Annotated in this window: 15 protein-coding genes; 12 read left to right on the forward strand and 3 right to left on the reverse strand. The window is 71.5% G+C overall.

The features are described 5' to 3' along the window. Positions 1 to 144: 144 nt before the first annotated feature. The 12 genes from uvrC (at position 145) to pgi (ending at position 16,349) form a co-directional block, all read left to right on the forward strand. Positions 145 to 2,430, forward strand: a complete 2,286-nt coding sequence (gene uvrC / locus OG711_RS29905) for an excinuclease ABC subunit UvrC (RefSeq protein ID WP_329561597.1) — start codon at positions 145 to 147, stop codon at positions 2,428 to 2,430. Beyond that, positions 2,427 to 3,500 carry an RNase adapter RapZ gene (rapZ, locus tag OG711_RS29910; RefSeq protein WP_079184815.1) on the forward strand — a complete coding sequence of 358 codons (1,074 nt, stop codon included), beginning with the start codon at positions 2,427 to 2,429 and terminating at the stop codon, positions 3,498 to 3,500. The genes uvrC and rapZ overlap by 4 nt, the downstream gene beginning before the upstream one ends. Next, the gene (locus OG711_RS29915; RefSeq protein ID WP_073790832.1) at positions 3,497 to 4,549 is read left to right on the forward strand and encodes a gluconeogenesis factor YvcK family protein; all 1,053 of its coding nucleotides are present in this window, start codon (positions 3,497 to 3,499) and stop codon (positions 4,547 to 4,549) included. The genes rapZ and OG711_RS29915 overlap by 4 nt, the downstream gene beginning before the upstream one ends. After that, a complete protein-coding gene (gene whiA, locus OG711_RS29920; RefSeq protein WP_073790830.1) occupies positions 4,540 to 5,529 on the forward strand; it encodes a DNA-binding protein WhiA in 990 nt (329 codons plus the stop codon). The genes OG711_RS29915 and whiA overlap by 10 nt, the downstream gene beginning before the upstream one ends. 187 nt (positions 5,530 to 5,716) lie before the next feature. Next, positions 5,717 to 8,677 (forward strand): M14 family metallopeptidase, encoded by a 2,961-nt coding sequence (locus OG711_RS29925; protein ID WP_266514083.1) that lies wholly within the window; start codon positions 5,717 to 5,719, stop codon positions 8,675 to 8,677. A gap of 290 nt (positions 8,678 to 8,967) precedes the next feature. Next, complete coding sequence (gap, locus tag OG711_RS29930; protein WP_073790826.1) at positions 8,968 to 9,978, forward strand: type I glyceraldehyde-3-phosphate dehydrogenase; 1,011 nt, start codon at positions 8,968 to 8,970, stop codon at positions 9,976 to 9,978. A gap of 183 nt (positions 9,979 to 10,161) precedes the next feature. Then, positions 10,162 to 11,373: a phosphoglycerate kinase gene (locus OG711_RS29935; RefSeq protein ID WP_073790824.1), complete on the forward strand. Its 1,212-nt coding sequence runs from the start codon at positions 10,162 to 10,164 to the stop codon at positions 11,371 to 11,373. 7 nt (positions 11,374 to 11,380) lie between these two features. Further along, positions 11,381 to 12,163 (forward strand): triose-phosphate isomerase, encoded by a 783-nt coding sequence (gene tpiA, locus OG711_RS29940; RefSeq protein WP_073790822.1) that lies wholly within the window; start codon positions 11,381 to 11,383, stop codon positions 12,161 to 12,163. Positions 12,164 to 12,348: 185 nt separating this feature from the next. Continuing rightward, positions 12,349 to 12,585 (forward strand): preprotein translocase subunit SecG, encoded by a 237-nt coding sequence (gene secG, locus OG711_RS29945; RefSeq protein ID WP_178391092.1) that lies wholly within the window; start codon positions 12,349 to 12,351, stop codon positions 12,583 to 12,585. A gap of 205 nt (positions 12,586 to 12,790) precedes the next feature. Next, complete coding sequence (locus OG711_RS29950; protein WP_073790820.1) at positions 12,791 to 13,126, forward strand: RNA polymerase-binding protein RbpA; 336 nt, start codon at positions 12,791 to 12,793, stop codon at positions 13,124 to 13,126. Positions 13,127 to 13,329: 203 nt separating this feature from the next. Further along, positions 13,330 to 14,592, forward strand: coding sequence for an MFS transporter (locus tag OG711_RS29955; RefSeq protein WP_329561603.1), 1,263 nt, complete (start codon positions 13,330 to 13,332; stop codon positions 14,590 to 14,592). 104 nt (positions 14,593 to 14,696) lie between these two features. Continuing rightward, on the forward strand, positions 14,697 to 16,349 hold the full coding sequence (gene pgi / locus OG711_RS29960; RefSeq protein WP_073790816.1) for a glucose-6-phosphate isomerase: 1,653 nt from the start codon (positions 14,697 to 14,699) through the stop codon (positions 16,347 to 16,349). A 91-nt stretch (positions 16,350 to 16,440) separates the two neighbouring features. Here pgi and pgl read toward each other — a convergent pair whose 3' ends face one another. The 3 genes from pgl to zwf are packed head-to-tail and all read right to left on the reverse strand — an operon-like array spanning position 16,441 to position 19,858. After that, entirely contained in the window at positions 16,441 to 17,226 is a 786-nt protein-coding gene (gene pgl, locus OG711_RS29965; RefSeq protein ID WP_329561605.1) for a 6-phosphogluconolactonase, read from the reverse strand. Then, positions 17,223 to 18,329: a glucose-6-phosphate dehydrogenase assembly protein OpcA gene (gene opcA / locus OG711_RS29970; protein WP_329561607.1), complete on the reverse strand. Its 1,107-nt coding sequence runs from the start codon at positions 18,327 to 18,329 to the stop codon at positions 17,223 to 17,225. The genes pgl and opcA overlap by 4 nt, the downstream gene beginning before the upstream one ends. After that, positions 18,326 to 19,858, reverse strand: coding sequence for a glucose-6-phosphate dehydrogenase (zwf, locus tag OG711_RS29975; protein ID WP_073790809.1), 1,533 nt, complete (start codon positions 19,856 to 19,858; stop codon positions 18,326 to 18,328). Before zwf ends, opcA begins: the two co-directional genes overlap by 4 nt. Between the last annotated feature and the right edge of the window lie 4 nt (positions 19,859 to 19,862).

Below are 19,862 nucleotides of genomic sequence, written 5' to 3' on the forward strand. Positions count from 1 at the left end.
GGCCCCGGCCGGGCGCCACGGGCCCCGGGCGGGCCGGTGCGGCACCGGAGGACCCCGGTGCCGCACCGGCCCGTACCCGTGCCCGCACCCCGGGGCAGGGCCGTCGGGGCACGGCTGTCGGTGGCCGCAAGTAGGGTGTGAGACATGGCCGACCCCTCCAGCTATCGCCCCAAGCCGGGACAGATCCCCGACTCGCCGGGGGTCTACAAGTTCCGTGACGAGCACCGCCGGGTGATCTACGTCGGCAAGGCGAAGAGCCTGCGCCAGCGGCTCGCGAGCTACTTCCAGGACCTCGCGGGTCTGCATCCGCGTACCCGCACGATGGTCACCACGGCCGCGTCCGTGGAGTGGACGGTGGTGTCCACCGAGGTCGAGGCCCTCCAGCTCGAATACTCCTGGATCAAGGAGTTCGACCCCCGGTTCAACGTCAAGTACCGCGACGACAAGAGCTACCCCTACCTCGCGGTGACGATGAACGAGGAGTTCCCCCGCGTCCAGGTGATGCGCGGTCAGAAACGCAAGGGCGTACGGTACTTCGGGCCGTACGGGCACGCCTGGGCGATCCGGGACACGGTCGATCTGCTGCTGCGGGTCTTCCCGGTACGGACCTGCTCGGCGGGCGTCTTCAAGAACGCCGCGCGCACCGGCCGCCCCTGTCTCCTCGGCTACATCGGCAAGTGTTCCGCGCCCTGTGTCGGCCGGATCAGCCCCGAGGACCACCGCGAACTGGCCGACGAGTTCAGCGACTTCATGGCCGGACGCACCGGCACGTACATCCGCCGCCTCGAACAGAGCATGACCGACGCCGCCGAGGAGATGGAGTACGAGCGGGCCGCCCGGCTGCGCGACGACATCGGGGCGCTGCGCAAGGCGATGGAGAAGAGCGCGGTCGTCCTCGCGGACGCCACCGACGCGGATCTGATCGCCCTCGCGGAGGACGAGCTGGAAGCGGCCGTGCAGATCTTCCATGTGCGCGGCGGCCGGGTGCGCGGCCAGCGTGGCTGGGTCACCGACAAGGTCGAGGCGGTCACCACGGGTGACCTGGTGGAGCACGCCATCCAGCAGCTCTACGGCGAGGAGAGCGGTGACGCCGTGCCCCGCGAGGTCCTCGTCCCCGCGCTGCCCGACCCGGCGGAGCCCGTCCAGGAGTGGCTGACCGGCCGCCGCGGGGCGAACGTCTCGCTGCGGGTGCCGCAGCGCGGCGACAAGAAGGCCCTCATGGAGACCGTCGCGCGCAACGCCCAGCAGTCCCTCGTGCTGCACAAGACCAAGCGCGCCTCCGACCTCACCACCCGCTCGCGCGCGCTGGAGGAGATCGCCGTCGCCCTGGAGCTGGACAGCGCCCCGCTGCGTATCGAGTGCTACGACATCTCGCACTTCCAGGGTGACGACGTGGTCGCCTCGATGGTCGTCTTCGAGGACGGTCTCGCCCGCAAGAGCGAGTACCGGCGGTTCCAGATCAAGGGCCGCGCGGGGGACACCCAGCTCTGGCACGGCGAGGGCCAGGACGACGTCCGCTCCATGCACGAGGTGATCACCCGACGTTTCCGGCGCTATCTCCAGGAGAAGGAGCGCACGGGGGAGTGGACCCAGCCGCCCGACCCCGCCGACACGGAAGCCCCCGTGCCCGCCGACCCGACCGCGCCCGGCGGCCTCCCTGTGTCCGACGGCCCGGCCGCGCCCGGTGACCTCACCGCGCCGACCCCGTCCGCCGACCTGACCAAGCCCGCCGTGCCCACGGCCCCTGCCGAGGCCACCATCCCCACGACCCCCGCCGCCCCGACGGCCCCCGCCCCCGCCGAGGACGCCCCGCCCGTCGTCCTGCGGGCCGACGGCACGCCCGAGGCGCCCCTCGGCCCCACCGACGACGACGGGCGGCCCAAGCGCTTCGCGTACCCGCCCCAGCTCGTGGTGGTCGACGGCGGACAGCCGCAGGTCGCCGCCGCCCGGCGCGCGCTGGACGAGCTGGGCATCGACGACATCGCCGTCTGCGGGCTCGCCAAGCGCCTCGAAGAGGTGTGGGTGCCCGGCGAGGACGACCCCGTGATCCTGCCCCGCACCAGTGAGGGCCTGTATCTGCTCCAGCGGGTGCGGGACGAGGCCCACCGCTTCGCGATCACCTATCAGCGGGCCAAGCGCGCCAAACGCTTCCGCGCGGGCCCGCTGGACGACGTCCCCGGCCTGGGGGATGCCCGCAAGCAGGCCCTGATCAAGCATTTCGGTTCGGTGAAGAGGCTCCGGTCGGCCACAATCGACGAGATCTGCGAGGTGCCCGGCATAGGCCGCAAGACGGCCCTGACGATCGCCGCGGCCCTCGCGGAAGCGGCTCCGGCCGCGCCCGCCGTGAACACGGCGACCGGAGAGATCATCGAAGACGAGGAACCCGTGTCCGCGGGCACCTCGGACAACCGACGGGGGCAGGAGCCATGACCGATCGACACGCACACGACGCCACGGGTGACACGGACGCCACAGGTGACGGGGCGGACACCACGTCCGCCCCGGGTGACGGCGGCGAGCGGGGCACCACCGACGGCCCCGCGGCCCAGGGCGAGCACGGCGAGCACACAGAACCGGACAAAGACGGAGCACAGGTGAGTACGGGCGCGACGATCGACACTCCCGGGGTCCCCGAGGCGGCCATTCCCGAGCTGGTGATCATCTCGGGGATGTCCGGCGCGGGCCGCTCCACCGCGGCGAAGTGTCTGGAGGACCTCGGCTGGTTCGTGGTCGACAACCTCCCGCCCGCGCTGATCCCCACCATGGTGGAGCTCGGCGCCCGCTCCCAGGGCAACGTCGCCCGGATCGCCGTCGTCGTGGACGTCCGCGGCCGGCGCTTCTTCGACAACCTCCGCGAGTCCCTCGCCGACCTGGAGTCCAAGCACGTCACCCGGCGCATCGTCTTCCTGGAGTCCTCCGACGACGCCCTGGTCCGCCGCTTCGAGGGCGTGCGCCGCCCGCACCCCCTCCAGGGCGACGGCCGGATCGTCGACGGCATCGCCGCCGAACGCGAACTCCTGCGCGAGCTGCGCGGTGACGCCGACCTGGTGATCGACACCTCCAGCCTGAACGTCCACGAGCTGCGCGCCAAGATGGACGCCCAGTTCGCGGGCGAGGAGGAGCCCGAGCTGCGGGCCACCGTGATGTCGTTCGGCTTCAAGTACGGGCTGCCCGTCGACGCGGACCTCGTCGTCGACATGCGCTTCCTGCCCAATCCGCACTGGGTCCCCGAGCTGCGTCCCTTCACCGGGCTCAACGAGGAGGTCTCGGCCTACATCTTCAACCAGCCCGGTGCCAAGGAGTTCCTGGACCGCTACGCCGAGCTGCTGCGGCTCATCGCCGCCGGGTACCGCCGCGAGGGCAAGCGCTATGTGACCATCGCCGTCGGCTGCACCGGCGGCAAGCACCGCTCCGTCGCCATGTCGGAGAAGCTCGCCGCACGGCTGGCCGCCGAGGGCGTCGAGACCGTCGTCGTCCACCGGGACATGGGACGCGAATGACCGGGCGCACACTCCGGTTGCGCCGCTTGGGCCGCACCACCCCCCTCCGTCCGGGTGAAAAGCCCGAGCGGGTCCGCCGCCGCGGCGCACAGCCCAAGGTCGTCGCCCTCGGCGGCGGCATGGGCCTGTCCGCGTCCCTCGCCGGACTGCGCCGGATCACCGGCGATCTCACCGCCGTCGTCACCGTCGCGGACGACGGCGGCTCCAGCGGCCGTCTCCGCGATGAGCTGGGCGTTCTTCCCCCTGGGGACCTCCGCAAGGCGCTCGCCGCGCTGTGCGGGGACGACGACTGGGGGCAGACCTGGGCCCGGGTGATCCAGCACCGTTTCCAGTCCGGTGGCGAGATGCACGGACACGCCGTCGGCAATCTGCTGATCGTCGCCCTGTGGGAGCAGCTCGGCGATCATGTGCTCGCGCTGGACCTGGTGGGCAAGCTGCTGGGCGCGCAGGGCCGTGTTCTGCCCATGTCGGCGGTGCCGCTGGAGCTGGAAGCCCTGGTCAGAGGGCATGACCCGGATCGTCCCGATGACGTGGACACGGTCCGTGGACAGGCCACCGTGGCGCTCACCCCCGGTGAGGTGCAGTCGGTGCACCTGGTGCCCAACGATCCGCCCGCCGTACCGGAGGCCGTGGGGGCCGTCCTGGACGCCGACTGGGTGGTCCTGGGGCCCGGTTCATGGTTCTCGTCGGTGATCCCGCACCTCCTGGTGCCGGAGCTGAGGGACGCCCTGACCGAGACGAAGGCGCGCCGGGTGCTCGCGCTGAACCTCGCCCCCCAACCCGGAGAAACCGAGGGGTTCTCCCCGCAGCGTCATTTGGAGGTTTTGGGACGACACGCCCCTAAACTCGCCCTGGACGTGGTGCTCGCCGACGAGGCCGCCGTGCCGGACCGTGATTCGCTCGCCGAAGCCGCCCAGGGCTTCGGGGCCACGGTCGAACTGGCCCCGGTCGCCCGGACCGACGGCAGCCCCAGGCACGATCCGGAGCTGTTGGCCGCCGCGTACGACCGTATTTTTCGGATGCATGGAAGGATCGGCCCATGGCGATGACGGCAGCGGTGAAGGATGAGATTTCCCGGCTTCCCGTCACCCGGACCTGCTGCAGAAAGGCGGAGGTCTCGTCGATCCTGCGGTTCGCGGGCGGGCTGCACCTGGTCAGCGGACGCATCGTGATCGAGGCGGAGCTGGACACCGCGATGGCGGCCCGCCGGCTCAAGCGGGACATCCTGGAGATCTTCGGGCACAGCTCGGAGCTGATCGTGATGGCGCCCGGCGGGCTGCGCCGCGGCTCGCGGTTCGTGGTCCGCGTCGTCGCGGGCGGTGACCAGCTCGCCCGGCAGACGGGCCTCGTGGACGGCCGCGGCCGTCCCATCCGGGGGCTGCCGCCGCAGGTGGTCTCCGGGGCCACCTGTGACGCCGAGGCGGCCTGGCGCGGGGCGTTCCTGGCGCACGGCTCGCTCACCGAGCCCGGCCGCTCCTCGTCGCTGGAGGTGACCTGCCCCGGACCGGAGGCGGCGCTGGCGCTGGTCGGGGCGGCCCGCCGGCTCCAGATCGGCGCGAAGGCCCGTGAGGTGCGCGGGGTGGACCGGGTCGTCGTCCGGGACGGGGACGCGATCGGCGCCCTGCTGACCCGTCTCGGTGCCCATGAGTCGGTCCTGGCGTGGGAGGAGCGGCGGATGCGGCGCGAGGTGCGCGCCACCGCGAACCGCCTCGCCAACTTCGACGACGCCAATCTGCGGCGGTCCGCGCGGGCCGCGGTGGCGGCGGGCGCGCGGGTGCAGCGGGCGCTGGAGATCCTCGCGGACGAGGTGCCCGAGCATCTGGCGGCGGCCGGCCGGCTGCGGATGGAGCACAAGCAGGCGTCGCTGGAGGAGCTGGGCGCGCTCGCCGACCCGCCGCTGACCAAGGACGCGGTGGCCGGGCGTATCCGGCGGCTGCTGGCGATGGCCGACAAGCGCGCGTCCGACCTGGGCATCCCGGGGACGGAGTCCAATCTCACCGAGGACATGGCCGACAACCTGGTCGGCTGAGCAGCCGTTTCTCTTCCCTGAGCCCGGCGGGGTGCCGGGGAGCCGCGTGACCGTACGTGGCTCCCGTGCCCCCGCCGGGCTCTCGCTTGCCGTGAGAAAGGCTGAAAACACTCCATTGACATGATCATGAAGGGCGGTGAGCCTGGCACGCGCCCACAAAAGTGCAGGACCACCACCAGGGGTACAGATGAGACGAAGAGCGAGAGCGATCCTCGCGACGGGCGCGTTGTTCCTCGGCGGACTCACCGCCGCACCTCTCGGCCAGGCCGGGGCGCTGGAGCGGACCGCGCCGGCCGTGACGGACGACGCGGAGGCCGTCAAGGTCTTCGAGGCGGACGTCACCCGCGAGCAGATACCGCTCCTCCTGAAGGCCGGCCAGGACGCCCACGAGCTCTCCGAACGGGCACCCGAGCGCGGCACCGCGCGCGTCGAGCTGTACCTCACCGACCGCCAGGCCCGGAATCTGGAGGGCCAGGGCGTCGACGTCACCGAGCGCCAGGTCTCCGCCGCCGCGGAGCGACGCGTCGCCGCGGCGGGCGACGGGGTGTACCGCCCGTACAGCGGACCGGGCGGGCTCAAGGAGGAGATCGTCCGCACCGGGCAGGCCCACCCGGGGCTCACCAAGGTCGTGTCCATCGGGAAGTCCCAGGGCGGCCAGGACATCCTCGCGGTGAAGGTCAGCAAGGGCGCCCGCACCACCAAGGACGGCGCCCGGCCCGCGACCCTGTACATGTCGAACCAGCACGCCCGGGAATGGATCACCCCGGAGATGACCCGGCGGCTGCTGCACCACTACCTCGACAACTACCGCAGCGACAAGCGGATCAAGAAGCTGGTGGACACCACCGAACTGTGGTTCGTGCTGTCCGCCAACCCCGACGGCTACGACTTCACCCACGCCGCCGACGGTGAGCGCCAGTGGCGCAAGAACCTGCGCGACATCGACGGCGACGGCCGGATCACCGCGGGCGACGGCGTCGACCTCAACCGCAACTTCCCCTACAAGTGGGGCTACGACGACGAGGGCTCGTCCCCCGCGCCCTCCTCGGAGACCTACCGCGGCGCGAGCCCCGGCTCCGAGCCCGAGACCCGGGCCATCGACCGCTTCCAGAAGCGCATCGGCTTCGAGTACGGCGTCAACTACCACTCCGCCGCCGAACTGATCCTCTACGGCGTCGGCTGGCAGGTGGCCACCAACACCCCCGACGACGTGTTGTACAAGGCCCTCGCCGGCACCCCCGAGAAGCCCGCGATACCCGGCTACCGCCCCCAGGTCTCCTCCGAGCTGTACACGACCAACGGCGAGGCCGACGGCCACGCGGGCAACGTGAACGGCATCGCGATGTTCACCCCCGAGATGTCGACCTGCCAGACCATCTCGCAGCGCTACCCCGACGACGCCTGGAACGCCCAGGACTGCGCCTCCGTCTTCACCTTCCCGGACGACGAGAAGCTGATCCAGGAGGAGTTCACCGCCAACCTGCCCTTCGCGCTCGCCGTGGCGGAGACCGCGTCCCGCCCCGACCGTCCCGTGTCCGTCACCGGGATCGACGCCCCCGACTTCACCCCGCACCCCTTCACCACGTCCTACGCGCGCGGGGCCGACCAGGAGGTCGCCGTCACCGCCCGCAAGTCCGTGCGGGACAAGGAGCTCAACTACCGGATCAACGGCGGCCGGACGCACGACGAGGACCTGCGCGGCTGGAAGGGCGGCGAGACCTTCGGCGGCGAGGACAACCTGTACTTCGACGAGTACCGCGCGCGGATCGAGGACGCCCGCCCCGGTGACCGGGTCGAGGTCTGGTTCACCGGCCGCACCCGTTCCGGCAAGGTCGCGAGCGAACCCTTCACGTACACGGTCGCCGAGCGCCCCAGGGCCTCGGTCCTCGTGGTCGCCGAGGAAGGCGCCGCCGCCACCCAGACGGCCTCCTACGTCGCCGCGCTCCAGGCCAACGGCCGATCCGCCGCCGTCTGGGACGTCGCCACCCAGGGCGTCCCGCACGCCCTCGGTGTGCTGGCGCACTTCCCGTCCGTCGTGCACTACACCGGCGCCGTCACCCCCGGCGCGCCCACCCAGCTCGCGCTGCGCGCCTACCTCAACGAGGGCGGCAAGCTGATCGAGTCCGGCGAACGCGCGGGCGGCAACGTCAACCTGGGACGCGCCTCCTCCAACGACTTCGCCCAGTACTACCTCGGGGCGTACGAGCGGCTGACGGCGCCCGGGGTCACCTCGTTCACCGGTGAGGGCGCGCTCAGCGGCACCGGGACCCCGCTCGCCGGGGCCGCGGGCAACCCGCTGGACGCCCCCAGCCGCTATCTCGTCACGTCCGACTCGCTGCCCGCGGCGCAGTTCCCGCAGTTCCGCAGCGCTCCGGCGGGCGGCTACCCGGGGCTCGTCAACCCGTACGCGCCGCAGACCGGCCAGGGCATGGCCTCGGCCGTCCACGACGACCGGGACTGGAAGCGGCTGACCCGCACCGTCGACCTCACCGGGGTCTCCGCCGCCGACGCCCCCGAACTGCGGACGGCGCTCAACTGGAACGTCGAGAACCGCTACGACCATGTGCTGCTGGAGGCGCACACCGAGGGCGCCGACGACTGGACGACGCTCCCCGACAGGAACGGCGCCAGTTCCACGGACGCGCCCGTCGAGTGCGAGGCCGGGTACTTCGTCAACGGGCATCCGTTCCTGCGGCACTACCTGACCCTGGGGGCCGGTGCCTGCGCGAACACCGGCACCACGGGCTCGTGGAACAGCTTCACCGGCTCGTCCGGCGGCTGGAAGCAGGTCGCGTTCGACCTCAGCGCCTACGCGGGCAAGAAGGTCGAGCTGTCGCTGAGCTATGTCACCGACCCGGGCAGCGGTGAGCGCGGCGTCTTCGCCGACCAGGCGCAGCTCGTCGTCGGCGGCATCGCGCGGGACACCGAGGGCTTCGAGACGTCGCTCGGCACCTGGAGCGTCGCCCCGGCCCCGGCCGGCAGCCCCACGGTGACCGGCGACTGGGCCCGCACCGGTGAGCTGTACCGCTCGTACGCGGCCGTCACCGCGCGTGACAGCGTGCTGCTGGGCTTCGGCTTCGAGCATGTGCCCGGCGCGGCCGAGCGGGCCGCCCTGATGGGCAAGGCGCTGGCCTCCCTGCGGCGCTGACCGCCCCCGGGAGACCCGGGGCCGACCGTCGGCCTCCCGGGCCGCCCGGAACGCCTCCCAGGCCCCTCACGGACCCGTCACGGGCCCGTGAGGGGCCTTCGTGTGCGCCGCGGGCCCCGGCGGCCCACGGCGGACCGTCCCGCTACCCGCCGGTACGGCCCGCCGCGCCGCGAACCGGTAGCTCGATGTCACCCCGGGGAGCGGGGAGAGGTAGGGTCGGAGTTGGTCGGGGACATCCCATACAACTGCCGGGCGTCGAACCCCGGCGCACCTAACGAGGAGATCGGTTCGTGACGATCCGCGTAGGCATCAACGGCTTTGGCCGCATCGGTCGTAACTACTTCCGCGCGCTGCTGGAGCAGGGTGCAGACATCGAGATCGTGGCTGTCAACGACCTGGGTGACACCGCGACCACCGCTCACCTGCTGAAGTACGACACCATTCTCGGCCGTCTCAAGGCCGACGTGTCGCACACCGCCGACACCATCACCGTCGACGGCCGCACCGTCAAGGTTCTCTCCGAGCGCAACCCGGCCGACATCCCCTGGGGTGAGCTGGGCGTCGACGTCGTCATCGAGTCGACCGGCATCTTCACCAAGAAGGCCGACGCCGCGAAGCACATCGCCGGTGGCGCGAAGAAGGTCCTCATCTCGGCTCCGGCCAGCGACGAGGACATCACCATCGTGATGGGCGTCAACCAGGACAAGTACGACCCGGCGGCGCACCACGTCATCTCGAACGCGTCCTGCACCACCAACTGTGTGGCGCCGATGGCCAAGGTTCTCGACGAGAACTTCGGCATCGTCAAGGGCCTGATGACCACGGTCCACGCGTACACCAACGACCAGCGCATCCTGGACTTCCCGCACAAGGACCTGCGCCGCGCCCGCGCCGCCGCCGAGAACATCATCCCGACGACGACCGGCGCCGCCAAGGCCACCGCCCTGGTGCTCCCGCAGCTCAAGGGCAAGCTGGACGGCATCGCGATGCGCGTTCCGGTCCCCACCGGCTCCGCCACGGACCTGGTCGTCACGCTCCAGCGCGAGACCACCAAGGACGAGGTCAACGCCGCGTTCAAGAAGGCCTCCGAGGACGGCGCCCTCAAGGGCTTCCTGGCCTACACCGAGGACGCGATCGTGTCCTCGGACATCGTCGGCGACCCGGCGTCCTGCATCTTCGACTCCTCCCTGACCATGGTCCAGGAGGGCAACACGGTGAAGATCCTCGGCTGGTACGACAACGAGTGGGGCTACTCCAACCGTCTCGTCGACCTCACGGTCTTCGTCGGCGAACAGCTCTGAACCCGTTCCCGCCACGGCAGGCACCCCGATGTGAGTGACAGGGCTCGGGCGGCGCGAGGAAGCGCCGCCCGAGCCCTGTCACGTCCACACGCCCCGAGCGGAGCCGGTACGGGCTCCGCAGCGACTCCCGGGGCCGCGCAGAGCCCCGAGAGCCTTGAGAGCCCTTTTTCTAGGAGTCCACTCATGAAGACGATCGACGAACTCCTCGCCGAAGGCGTCGACAACAAGCGTGTCTTCGTCCGCGCCGATCTGAACGTGCCGCTCGCCGAAGGTGTCATCACCGACGACGGCCGCATCCGCGCCGTCCTGCCGACGATCCAGGCCCTCGTCGGAGCCGGTGCCAAGGTCGTCGTCGCGTCCCACCTGGGCCGCCCCAAGGGCGCCCCGGACCCCGCCTTCTCGCTGCTGCCCGCCGCCGAACGCCTCGGGGAGCTGCTCGGCGCGCCCGTCGCCTTCGCGCAGGACACCGTCGGCCCCGCCGCGCACGGCGCCGTGGACGGCCTCCAGCCCGGCCAGGTCGCCGTCATCGAGAACCTGCGCTTCAACCCCGGCGAGACCAGCAAGGACGACACCGAGCGCGGCGAGTTCGCCGACCGTCTCGCCGCCCTCGCCGATGTCTACGTGGGCGACGGCTTCGGCGCGGTCCACCGCGGCCACGCCTCCGTCCTGGACCTCCCGGCCCGGCTGCCGCATTACGCGGGCTACCTCATCGCCACCGAGGTCGGCGTCCTGAGGAAGCTCACCGACGAGGTCCAGCGGCCCTACGCGGTCGTCCTCGGCGGCGCCAAGGTCTCCGACAAGCTCGGGGTGATCGACCACCTCCTGGAGAAGGCCGACCGCATCCTGATCGGCGGCGGCATGGTGTACACCTTCCTCAAGGCCCAGGGCCACGAGGTCGGCACCTCGCTGCTCCAGGAGGACCAGGTCCCGGCCGTCCAGGACTACCTCAAGCGGGCCGAGGCCAACGGCGTGGAGTTCGTGCTCCCCGTCGACGTCGTGGTCGCCCCCGCGTTCCCCGACCTCAAGGCCAAGGCCCCGACCCACCCGGCCACCGTCACCGTGGACGCGATCCCGGCCGACCAGCAGGGCCTGGACATCGGCCCGAGGACGGCCGCGCTCTACGCGGAGAAGCTCGCCGACACGGCCACCGTCTTCTGGAACGGCCCCATGGGTGTCTTCGAGCACCCCGACTACGCCGAGGGCACCAAAGTGGTCGCCCAGGCCCTGCTCGACTCACCGGCCTTCACGGTCGTCGGCGGCGGCGACTCCGCCGCGGCCGTACGCATCCTGGGCTTCGACGAGCAGGCATTCGGACACATCTCGACCGGTGGCGGCGCCTCCCTCGAATACCTTGAGGGCAAGACGCTCCCCGGCCTCGCCGCACTGGAGAACTGAACCTTCCATGACGAACCAGACCCGTACGCCCCTGATGGCGGGCAACTGGAAGATGAACCTCAACCACCTTGAGGCCATCGCCCATGTCCAGAAACTCGCCTTCGCCCTCGCCGACAAGGACTACGACGCGGTGGAGGTCGCGGTCCTGCCGCCCTTCACCGACCTGCGGTCCGTGCAGACCCTCGTCGACGGCGACAAGCTGAAGATCAAGTACGGCGCCCAGGACATCTCGGCGCACGACTCCGGCGCCTACACCGGCGAGATCTCCGGCCTCATGCTGGCCAAGCTGAAGTGCTCGTACGTCACCGTCGGCCACTCCGAGCGCCGCCAGTACCACGCCGAGACCGACGAGGTGTGCAACGCCAAGGTCAAGGCCGCCTACCGGCACGGGCTCACCCCGATCCTCTGCGTCGGTGAGGGCCTCGACATCCGCAAGGCCGGCCAGCAGGTCGAGTACACGCTCGCCCAGCTCGACGGCGGGTTGAAGGACCTCCCGGCCGAGCACGCCGAGTCGATCGTGATCGCCTACGAGCCCGTCTGGGCGATCGGCACCGGCGAGGTCGCCACGCCCGAGGACGCCCAGGAGGTGTGCGGCGCGATCCGCGGCCGGCTCGCCGAGCTGTACTCCCAGGACCTCGCGGACAAGGTGCGCATCCAGTACGGCGGCTCCGTCAAGGGCGGGAACGTCGCCGCGATCATGGCGCAGCCCGATGTCGACGGCGCTCTCGTCGGAGGGGCCGCGCTCGACTCCGACGAGTTCGTCAAGATCGTCCGCTTCCGCGACCAGTGAGTATGCGCTAGCGGCGATCCGTCGTACTCTTGCGGGGGCCGACGGCCTGGAAAGTGAGCATGGCGTCCGGCACCGGGCACCGGGAAACAGCCCGGGAACCGGCCGCGACGGCGCTCACCAGGTACGCTTCGGCCCTCGCGTCGTCCATCAAGATCCGAGGGAAGACCCCGGAAAGGGAGTTCGCTGTGGTTTTGGGGTTCTCGATCGCCCTGATCGTCTTCAGCCTGCTGATGATGCTGCTGGTGCTGATGCACAAGGGCAAGGGCGGCGGTCTGTCGGACATGTTCGGTGGCGGCATGCAGTCGTCGGTCGGCGGCTCCTCGGTCGCCGAGCGCAACCTTGACCGCATCACCGTTGTGGTCGGCCTGCTGTGGTTCGCGTGCATCGTCGCGCTCGGCATCATGATGAAGCTCAACAACTGAGCCTCGTAGCCTTTCGTACACAGCGCACGTCGAGCCCCATGTAGGGTCCGCGTCCTCGGACGCGGCCTATCATGGGGCTTGCGTCTAGGCGTGGGGTGCAACTCCCCTCACTGGACGCGCGTTGGGCCTTACGTAGACTGAGGCGCCCGCGGCGAAGCGTTACGCCGACTCGCTTCGCGGCACCATCACGCAGGGAGTTACGACCGTGGCAAGTGGCAACGCGATCCGAGGAAGCCGGGTCGGTGCGGGGCCGATGGGCGAGGCCGAGCGCGGCGAGTCCGCGCCACGGCTGCGCATCTCCTTCTGGTGCTCGAACGGGCACGAGACGCAGCCGAGCTTCGCCAGTGACGCGCAGGTCCCCGACAACTGGGACTGCCCGCGGTGCGGCTTTCCGGCCGGACAGGACCGGGACAACCCACCGGCTCCACCGCGGACCGAGCCGTACAAGACCCATCTCGCCTATGTCCGTGAGCGACGCAGCGACGCGGACGGCGAGGCGATCCTCGCCGAGGCGCTCGCCAAACTCCGCGGCGAGATCTAGCAGTTGGCGATCCGGCCGGACACCCTCGGGTGTCCGGCCGGACCGCGTTTCCCCAGCCGCGCACCACCGCCGCCCGTCCCCGCCCGCATCAGCGCACCGGCCCCCGTACTCCCGGGGGCCGTTCGCGTTCCCGCAGGTCAAGGGCGTTGTCAGTGGCGGGGGTTAGCGTGGGAAACCGGTGATCGACGTATCGGGGGGCAGGGGTGGCGGCGGTACAGGCGGTGGCGGCGGACGGGAGCGTCGTCGGATGGCGCGGCGGCTTCGGACGGCTGTGGACGGCCGCGGTGCTCTCCAAGTTCGGGGACGCGCTGCGCGCCGCCGCGCTGCCGCTGCTCGCCGCCGGCCTCACCGACGAGCCGCTGCTCGTCGCCGCGGTCACCGCCTGCGGCTATCTGCCGTGGCTGGTGTTCGGGCTGCTCGGCGGCGCCCTCGCCGACCGGGTGGACCAGCGGCGCGCCATGGCGTGGGCCGATGCCCTGCGCGCGCTGCTGATGGCGGCGTTCGCGGTCGCCGTCGCCCTGGGACATGCCTCGATCGGGTTGCTGATCGCCCTCGCCTTCACCCTCACCACCCTCCAGACCCTCTTCGACAACGCGGCGACCGCCCTGCTGCCCTCCCTCGTCGGTCCACGCGGACTCGCCGGCGCCAACGCCCGTCTGATGACCGGTCAGCAGCTCGCGGGCGGCCTCGTCGCCACCCCGCTCGTGCCGCTGCTGCTGACCTTCGGCGCCGCCGCGCCCTACGCCGCCGACGCCGTGACCTACCTGGTGGGCGCGGTACTGCTCGCGACCCTGCGGGTGCCCCGGCCCGCCGCTCCGCCCCGTCCCTCGGGCAGCACCCTGCGCGAGGAGATCGCCGAGGGCCTGCGCACCCTGTGGCGGGACAAGGCGCTGCGCTTCCTGTGCGCGTCGACCGCTTTGAGCAACATCGGTATGGGCGCCCTCGTCGCCACCCTGGTCCTCCACGCGACCGGCTGGCTGGGCACCGGCGAGGGGGGCTACGCGGCGGCGATGACCGGGTACGCGGCGGGCAGCTTCGCCGGCGGGTTCCTCGCCCGCCGGATCGGCGACCGGTTCGGCCGGATACGCGCGGTCCTGCTCGCCGGGACCGCGCAGGTCCTCGCGCTCGTCGTGGCGGGTACGGTGCGCAGCCTCGTCGCGCTGGTCGCCGCCCTCGCGGTGCTCGGCCTGATGGGCATGGTCTGGAACGTCAACCAGGTGACGCTCACCCAGGAGCGGACCCCGCGCGGCGCCCTCGGCCGGGTCAGCGCCGCGTTCCGCACGGTGAGCATCGGCGTGGCCCCGGCCGGTGCGCTGCTCGGCGGGGTGATCGCCTCCGCCTGGGGGCTCAACACCCCCGCCCTGCTGGCGGCGGCGGTGTTCGCGGCGGCCGTCCTGCTGCTCGTCCCGGTCGCCCGGGCCGCGCCCGCCGGGCCTGCCGACACCGCCCCGGCCGGTGGCGGCTGAGCGCCGTCCGCCGGCGTCCCTGATCAATTAGGTTGGAGGAGGCCCGCGCGGCGTCGGCGCGTCACGCACCCCAGGCGATGGCAGAGAGAAGGACGAAGTCCGAGATGAACGCAGAAAGCCGTACCAGGCTCGACCGGACACCCGAGTGGACCGCTCTGGTCAAGCACCGGGAGGAACAGGACGGAGTGGGTCTGCGCGAGCTGTTCGCGGCGGACCCGGAGCGCGCCGCCCGCTACACCCTCCAGGTCGGTGACCTCCATGTCGACCACTCCAAGCACCTGGTCACGGACGAGACCCTGAGACTGCTGCGCGACCTCGCCCGGGCGACGGACGTCGAGGGCCTGCGCGACGCCATGTTCCGCGGCGACAGGATCAACACGACCGAGGACCGCGCCGTGCTGCACACCGCGCTGCGGGCGCCCCGGGGCACGGTCGTCGAGACCGGCGGGGAGGATGTCGTCCCCGGGGTGCACGCCGTCCTCGACCGGATGGCCGCGTTCTCCGCGAAGGTCCGTTCGGGGGAGTGGACCGGGCACACCGGCAAACGCCTCACGAACATCGTCAACATCGGTATCGGAGGCTCCGACCTCGGGCCCGCGATGGCGTACGAGGTGCTGCGCTCGTTCACCGACCGCGAGCTGACCGTCCGGTTCGTCTCCAACGTCGACGGCGCCGATCTGCACGAGGCCGTCCGGGACCTGGACCCGGAGCGGACGCTGTTCATCGTCGCGTCCAAGACGTTCACCACGATCGAGACCATCACCAACGCGACCTCGGCCCGTGACTGGCTCCTCACCGGGCTGAACGCCGGTCAGGAAGCCGTCGCCCGGCACTTCGTGGCGCTGTCGACCAACGCCGGGAAGGTCGAGGACTTCGGTATCGACACGGCGAACATGTTCGAGTTCTGGGACTGGGTCGGCGGGCGCTACTCCTTCGACTCCGCGATCGGGCTGTCCCTGATGATCGCGATCGGCCCGGAGCGCTTCCAGGAGATGCTCGACGGCTTCCACACCGTCGACCGGCACTTCCGTGAGGCCCCGGCCGAGGAGAACGTCCCGCTGCTGCTCGGGCTGCTCGGCGTCTGGTACGGCAACTTCCACGACGCCCAGTCGCACGCGGTGCTGCCGTACTCGCACTATCTGGCGAAGTTCACCGCGTACCTCCAGCAGCTGGACATGGAGTCCAACGGCAAGTCGGTCGACCGGGACGGTGAACCGGTGAGCTGGCAGACCGGTCCGGTGGTGTGGGGCACACCGGGGACGAACGGGCAGCACGCGTACTACCAGTTGATCCACCAGGGCACCAAGCTGATCCCGGCGGACTTCATCGGCTTCGCGGAGCCGGTCGCCGACCTCGCGCCGGGTCTCGCCGCCCAGCACGACCTGCTGATGGCCAACTTCTTCGCCCAGACCCAGGCCCTCGCCTTCGGCAGGACGCCCGACGAGGTCCGTGCCGAGGGCGTGCCGGAGGAGCTGGTCCCGCACAAGACGTTCCGGGGCGACCACCCGACCACGACGATCCTCGCGAAGGAGCTCACGCCGTCGGTGCTCGGCCAGCTCATCGCGCTGTACGAGCACAAGGTGTTCGTCCAGGGCGCCGTGTGGAACATCGACTCGTTCGACCAGTGGGGTGTCGAGCTGGGCAAGGTGCTCGCCAAGCGGGTCGAGCCCGCGCTCACCGACGGCGCCGAGGTCCCCGGGCTGGACGCCTCCAGCAAGGCGCTGGTCGCCAAGTACCGCGAGCTGCGCGGACGTTGACACGGCTGTGCCGGGCGCCCGTGGGACGGGCGCCCGGCACAGAAGCGTGACCCGGGTACGGGGCGAGGCGCCCCGTACCCGGTCCGCCGGCCTACGGGGAGGCGGGCGGGTACAGCTCGCGGGGCAGTCGCGAGGCGGCGGCCGAGTCCAGCAGCCACAGCGTCCGCGCCCGGCCCCGGGCCCCGGCGGCCGGGGCCTGGATCTCCCCCGCGCCGGACAGGGCGATGGCCGCGGCCTCCGCCTTGTCCTCGCCCGCCGCCAGCAGCCACACCTCACGGGCGGCCCGGATCGCGGGCAGGGTCAGGGAGATCCGGGTGGGCGGCGGCTTGGGCGCCCCGTGCACCCCGACCACGGTCCGTGTCGTCTCCCGTACCCCGGGCAGCTCCGGGAAGAGCGAGGCCACATGGGTGTCCGGTCCGACGCCCAGCATCAGCACATCGAAGGCCGGCACCGGACCGTGGTCCTCGGGTCCCGCCGCGGCGGCCAGTTCGGCGGCGTACTCGGCCGCCGCCGCGTCCGCCCCGTCGGCGCCATGGGGGCCGTCCGACGCGGGCATCGGGTGCACCCGCTTCGGGTCGAGCGGCACCGCGTCCAGCAGGGCCGCCCGGGCCTGGGTGGCATTGCGCTCGGGGTCGCCCTCGGGCAGATAGCGTTCGTCGCCCCACCACAGGTCCAGCCGGGACCAGTCGACGGCGTCCCGGGCGGGCGCGGCGGCCAGCGCGGCCAGCACGCCGTTGCCGTTGCGTCCGCCGGTCAGCACGACCGACGCGGAGCCGCGCGCGGACTGGGCGTCCACGATCCGCGTGATCAGCCGGGCCGCGGCGGCCTGCGCCATCAGCCCCTTGTCGCGGTGGACGACGAGCTGGGGTGTGCTCATGTGTCCGTCGCCTTCTTGGCCGGGGCCGCCTTCTTCGTGGCGGAGCCCGGGGCCTTCGCGGACGGCTGACGACCGCTCGCGGCCTTCTTCGCGGAGCCGCCCTCACCGGCCGGTCCCCCGGAGGCCGCCTTGGCGGGGCCCGCGGCGGACCCGGAGGCACGCTCACCGGCCACGCCTGAGTCCGCGAGCCGGTCGACCCCGAACCGCAGCGCGGACTCGTAGGTGTCGTCCGGGTCGAGCCGCCGCAGTTCCTCCGCGATCAGCTCGGCCGTCTCCCGCCGCTTCAGCGCCACCGCGCGGTCCGGCTGCCCGTCGATGGACAGCGTGGCGAGCGAGCCGTCCGGACGGTCCAGCCCGATCGGCCCGCGATCGGTCATCAGCCGTACGGCGGTCAGCCCCGGGCCGTTGGAGTGGGAGCGGGTCACGGGCGCGTCCAGCCGGTCCGCGAGCCACATCGCCAGCAGCTCCACGCTCGGGTTGAACTCCTCGCCCTCGACCTCGGCGCCCGTCACATCGCAGGCGACCTGGTCGAGCGCGGCGGCCAGCATCGACCGCCACGGGGTGATCCGGGTCCAGGACAGGTCCGTGTCCCCGGGGGCGTAGGTCTCGGCGCGGGCCGCGAGCTCCTGGATCGGGCGCTCGGTGGCGTACGCGTCGGTGATCCGGCGCTGGGCCAGCGAGCCCAGCGGATCGCGCGCCGGGTCGGAGGGCGCGTTGATCGGCCACCACACCACGACGGGCGCGTCCGGCAGCAGCAGCGGCAGGACGACCGACTGGGCGTGTCCGACCACCTCGCCGTACAGCCGCAGGACCACCGTCTCGGCGGTGGCCGCCTCCGCGCCCACCCGGACCTCGGCGTCCAGCCGGGAGGTGGTGCGGTCCCGCGGGGACCGCGACACCCGGCGGATGACCACCAGGGTGCGCGAGGGGTGCTCGCGGGACGCCTCGCTGGCCGACCGCAGCGCGTCGTAGGCGTTCTCCTCGTCGGTGACGATGACGAGGGTGAGCACCATGCCGACGGCGGGGGAGCCGATCGCGCGGCGTCCCTCGATCAGGGCCTTGTTGATCTGGCTGGCCGTGGTGTCCGTGAGATCGATTTTCATGGCCGACGCCAGCTCCGTCCGTCTCGTGCGAGCATTTCGTCCGCCTCGGCGGGCCCCCAGGTACCGGAGAGGTACTGCGCGGGAGTGCCGTGCGCGTCCCAGTACTGCTCGATCGGGTCGAGGATGCGCCAGGACAGCTCGACCTCCTCCGTACGGGGGAAGAGGTTCGAGTCGCCGAGCAGGACGTCGAGGATCAGCCGCTCGTACGCCTCCGGGCTCGACTCCGTGAACGACTCGCCGTAGGCGAAGTCCATGGAGACGTCCCGGACCTCCATCGAGGTACCCGGCACCTTGGAGCCGAAGCGCATGGTGACGCCCTCGTCCGGCTGGACGCGGATGACCAGCGCGTTGTGGCCCAGCTCCTCCGTCGCGGTCTGGTCGAAGGGGGAGTGCGGGGCGCGCTGGAAGACCACGGCGATCTCCGTGACCCGGCGGCCGAGCCGCTTGCCGGTGCGCAGATAGAAGGGGACCCCCGCCCAGCGGCGGTTGTCGATCTCCAGCTTCACCGCGGCGAAGGTGTCGGTCTTCGACCTGGGGTCGATCCCGTCCTCCTGGAGATAGCCGATCACCTTCTCCCCGCCCTGCCAGCCCGCCGCGTACTGTCCGCGGACCGTGTCGGCGCCGAGGTCCTGGGGCAGCTTCACCGCGCTGAGGACCTTGGTCTTCTCGGCGGCGAGCGCGTCCGCGTCGAAGGAGGAGGGCTCCTCCATCGCGGTGAGCGCCAGCAGCTGGAGCAGATGGTTCTGGATGACGTCCCGCGCGGCGCCGATGCCGTCGTAGTACCCGGCCCGGCCGCCGATCCCGATGTCCTCGGCCATGGTGATCTGTACATGGTCGACGTACGACCGGTTCCAGACGGGCTCGAAGAGGGTGTTGGCGAAGCGGAGCGCCAGGATGTTCTGGACGGTCTCCTTGCCGAGGTAGTGGTCGATCCGGAAGACCTGCTCCGGGTCGAAGACCTCGTGGACGAGCGCGTTGAGTTCCTTCGCGGACGTCAGGTCGTGACCGAACGGCTTCTCGATCACCGCCCGCCGCCAGGACCCCTCCTGCGGATCGGCCAGCCCGTGCTTCTTGAGCTGCTTGACGACCTTGGGGAAGAACTTGGGCGGCACCGACAGATAGAAGGCGAAGTTGCCTCCGGTGCCCTGCTCCTTGTCCAGCTCCGCGATGGTGGCGCGCAGCTGGTCGAAGGCGTCGTCGTCGTCGAAGTTTCCCTGCACGAAGCGCATCCCCTGGATGAGCTGCTGCCAGACCTCCTCACGGAAGGGGGTGCGGGCGTGCTGCTTGACGGCGTCGTGGACCTCCTGGGCGAAGTCCTCGTCCTGCCACTCGCGGCGGGCGAACCCGACCAGCGAGAAGCCCGGTGGCAGCAGCCCCCGGTTGGCGAGGTCATAGACGGCAGGCATCAGCTTTTTCCGGGACAAATCGCCCGTAACGCCGAAGATCACCAGGCCCGACGGCCCCGCGATACGCGGGAGCCGTCGGTCCGCGGCGTCACGAAGCGGATTGGCTCCGTGTGCGGGTGTCAAGGTT

The organism is Streptomyces uncialis, assembly GCF_036250755.1.
In the GTDB taxonomy this organism is placed as follows: Bacteria; Actinomycetota; Actinomycetes; order Streptomycetales; family Streptomycetaceae; genus Streptomyces; species Streptomyces uncialis.

Coding starts and splice junctions, on each gene's coding strand:
- uvrC (WP_329561597.1), top strand. CDS start 145: ATGGCCGACCCCTCCAGCTATCGCCCCAAGCCGGGACAGATCCCCGAC.
- rapZ (WP_079184815.1), top strand. CDS start 2,427: ATGACCGATCGACACGCACACGACGCCACGGGTGACACGGACGCCACA.
- OG711_RS29915 (WP_073790832.1), top strand. CDS start 3,497: ATGACCGGGCGCACACTCCGGTTGCGCCGCTTGGGCCGCACCACCCCC.
- whiA (WP_073790830.1), top strand. CDS start 4,540: ATGGCGATGACGGCAGCGGTGAAGGATGAGATTTCCCGGCTTCCCGTC.
- OG711_RS29925 (WP_266514083.1), top strand. CDS start 5,717: ATGAGACGAAGAGCGAGAGCGATCCTCGCGACGGGCGCGTTGTTCCTC.
- OG711_RS29935 (WP_073790824.1), top strand. CDS start 10,162: ATGAAGACGATCGACGAACTCCTCGCCGAAGGCGTCGACAACAAGCGT.
- tpiA (WP_073790822.1), top strand. CDS start 11,381: ATGACGAACCAGACCCGTACGCCCCTGATGGCGGGCAACTGGAAGATG.
- pgi (WP_073790816.1), top strand. CDS start 14,697: ATGAACGCAGAAAGCCGTACCAGGCTCGACCGGACACCCGAGTGGACC.
- pgl (WP_329561605.1), bottom strand. CDS start 17,226: ATGAGCACACCCCAGCTCGTCGTCCACCGCGACAAGGGGCTGATGGCG.
- opcA (WP_329561607.1), bottom strand. CDS start 18,329: ATGAAAATCGATCTCACGGACACCACGGCCAGCCAGATCAACAAGGCC.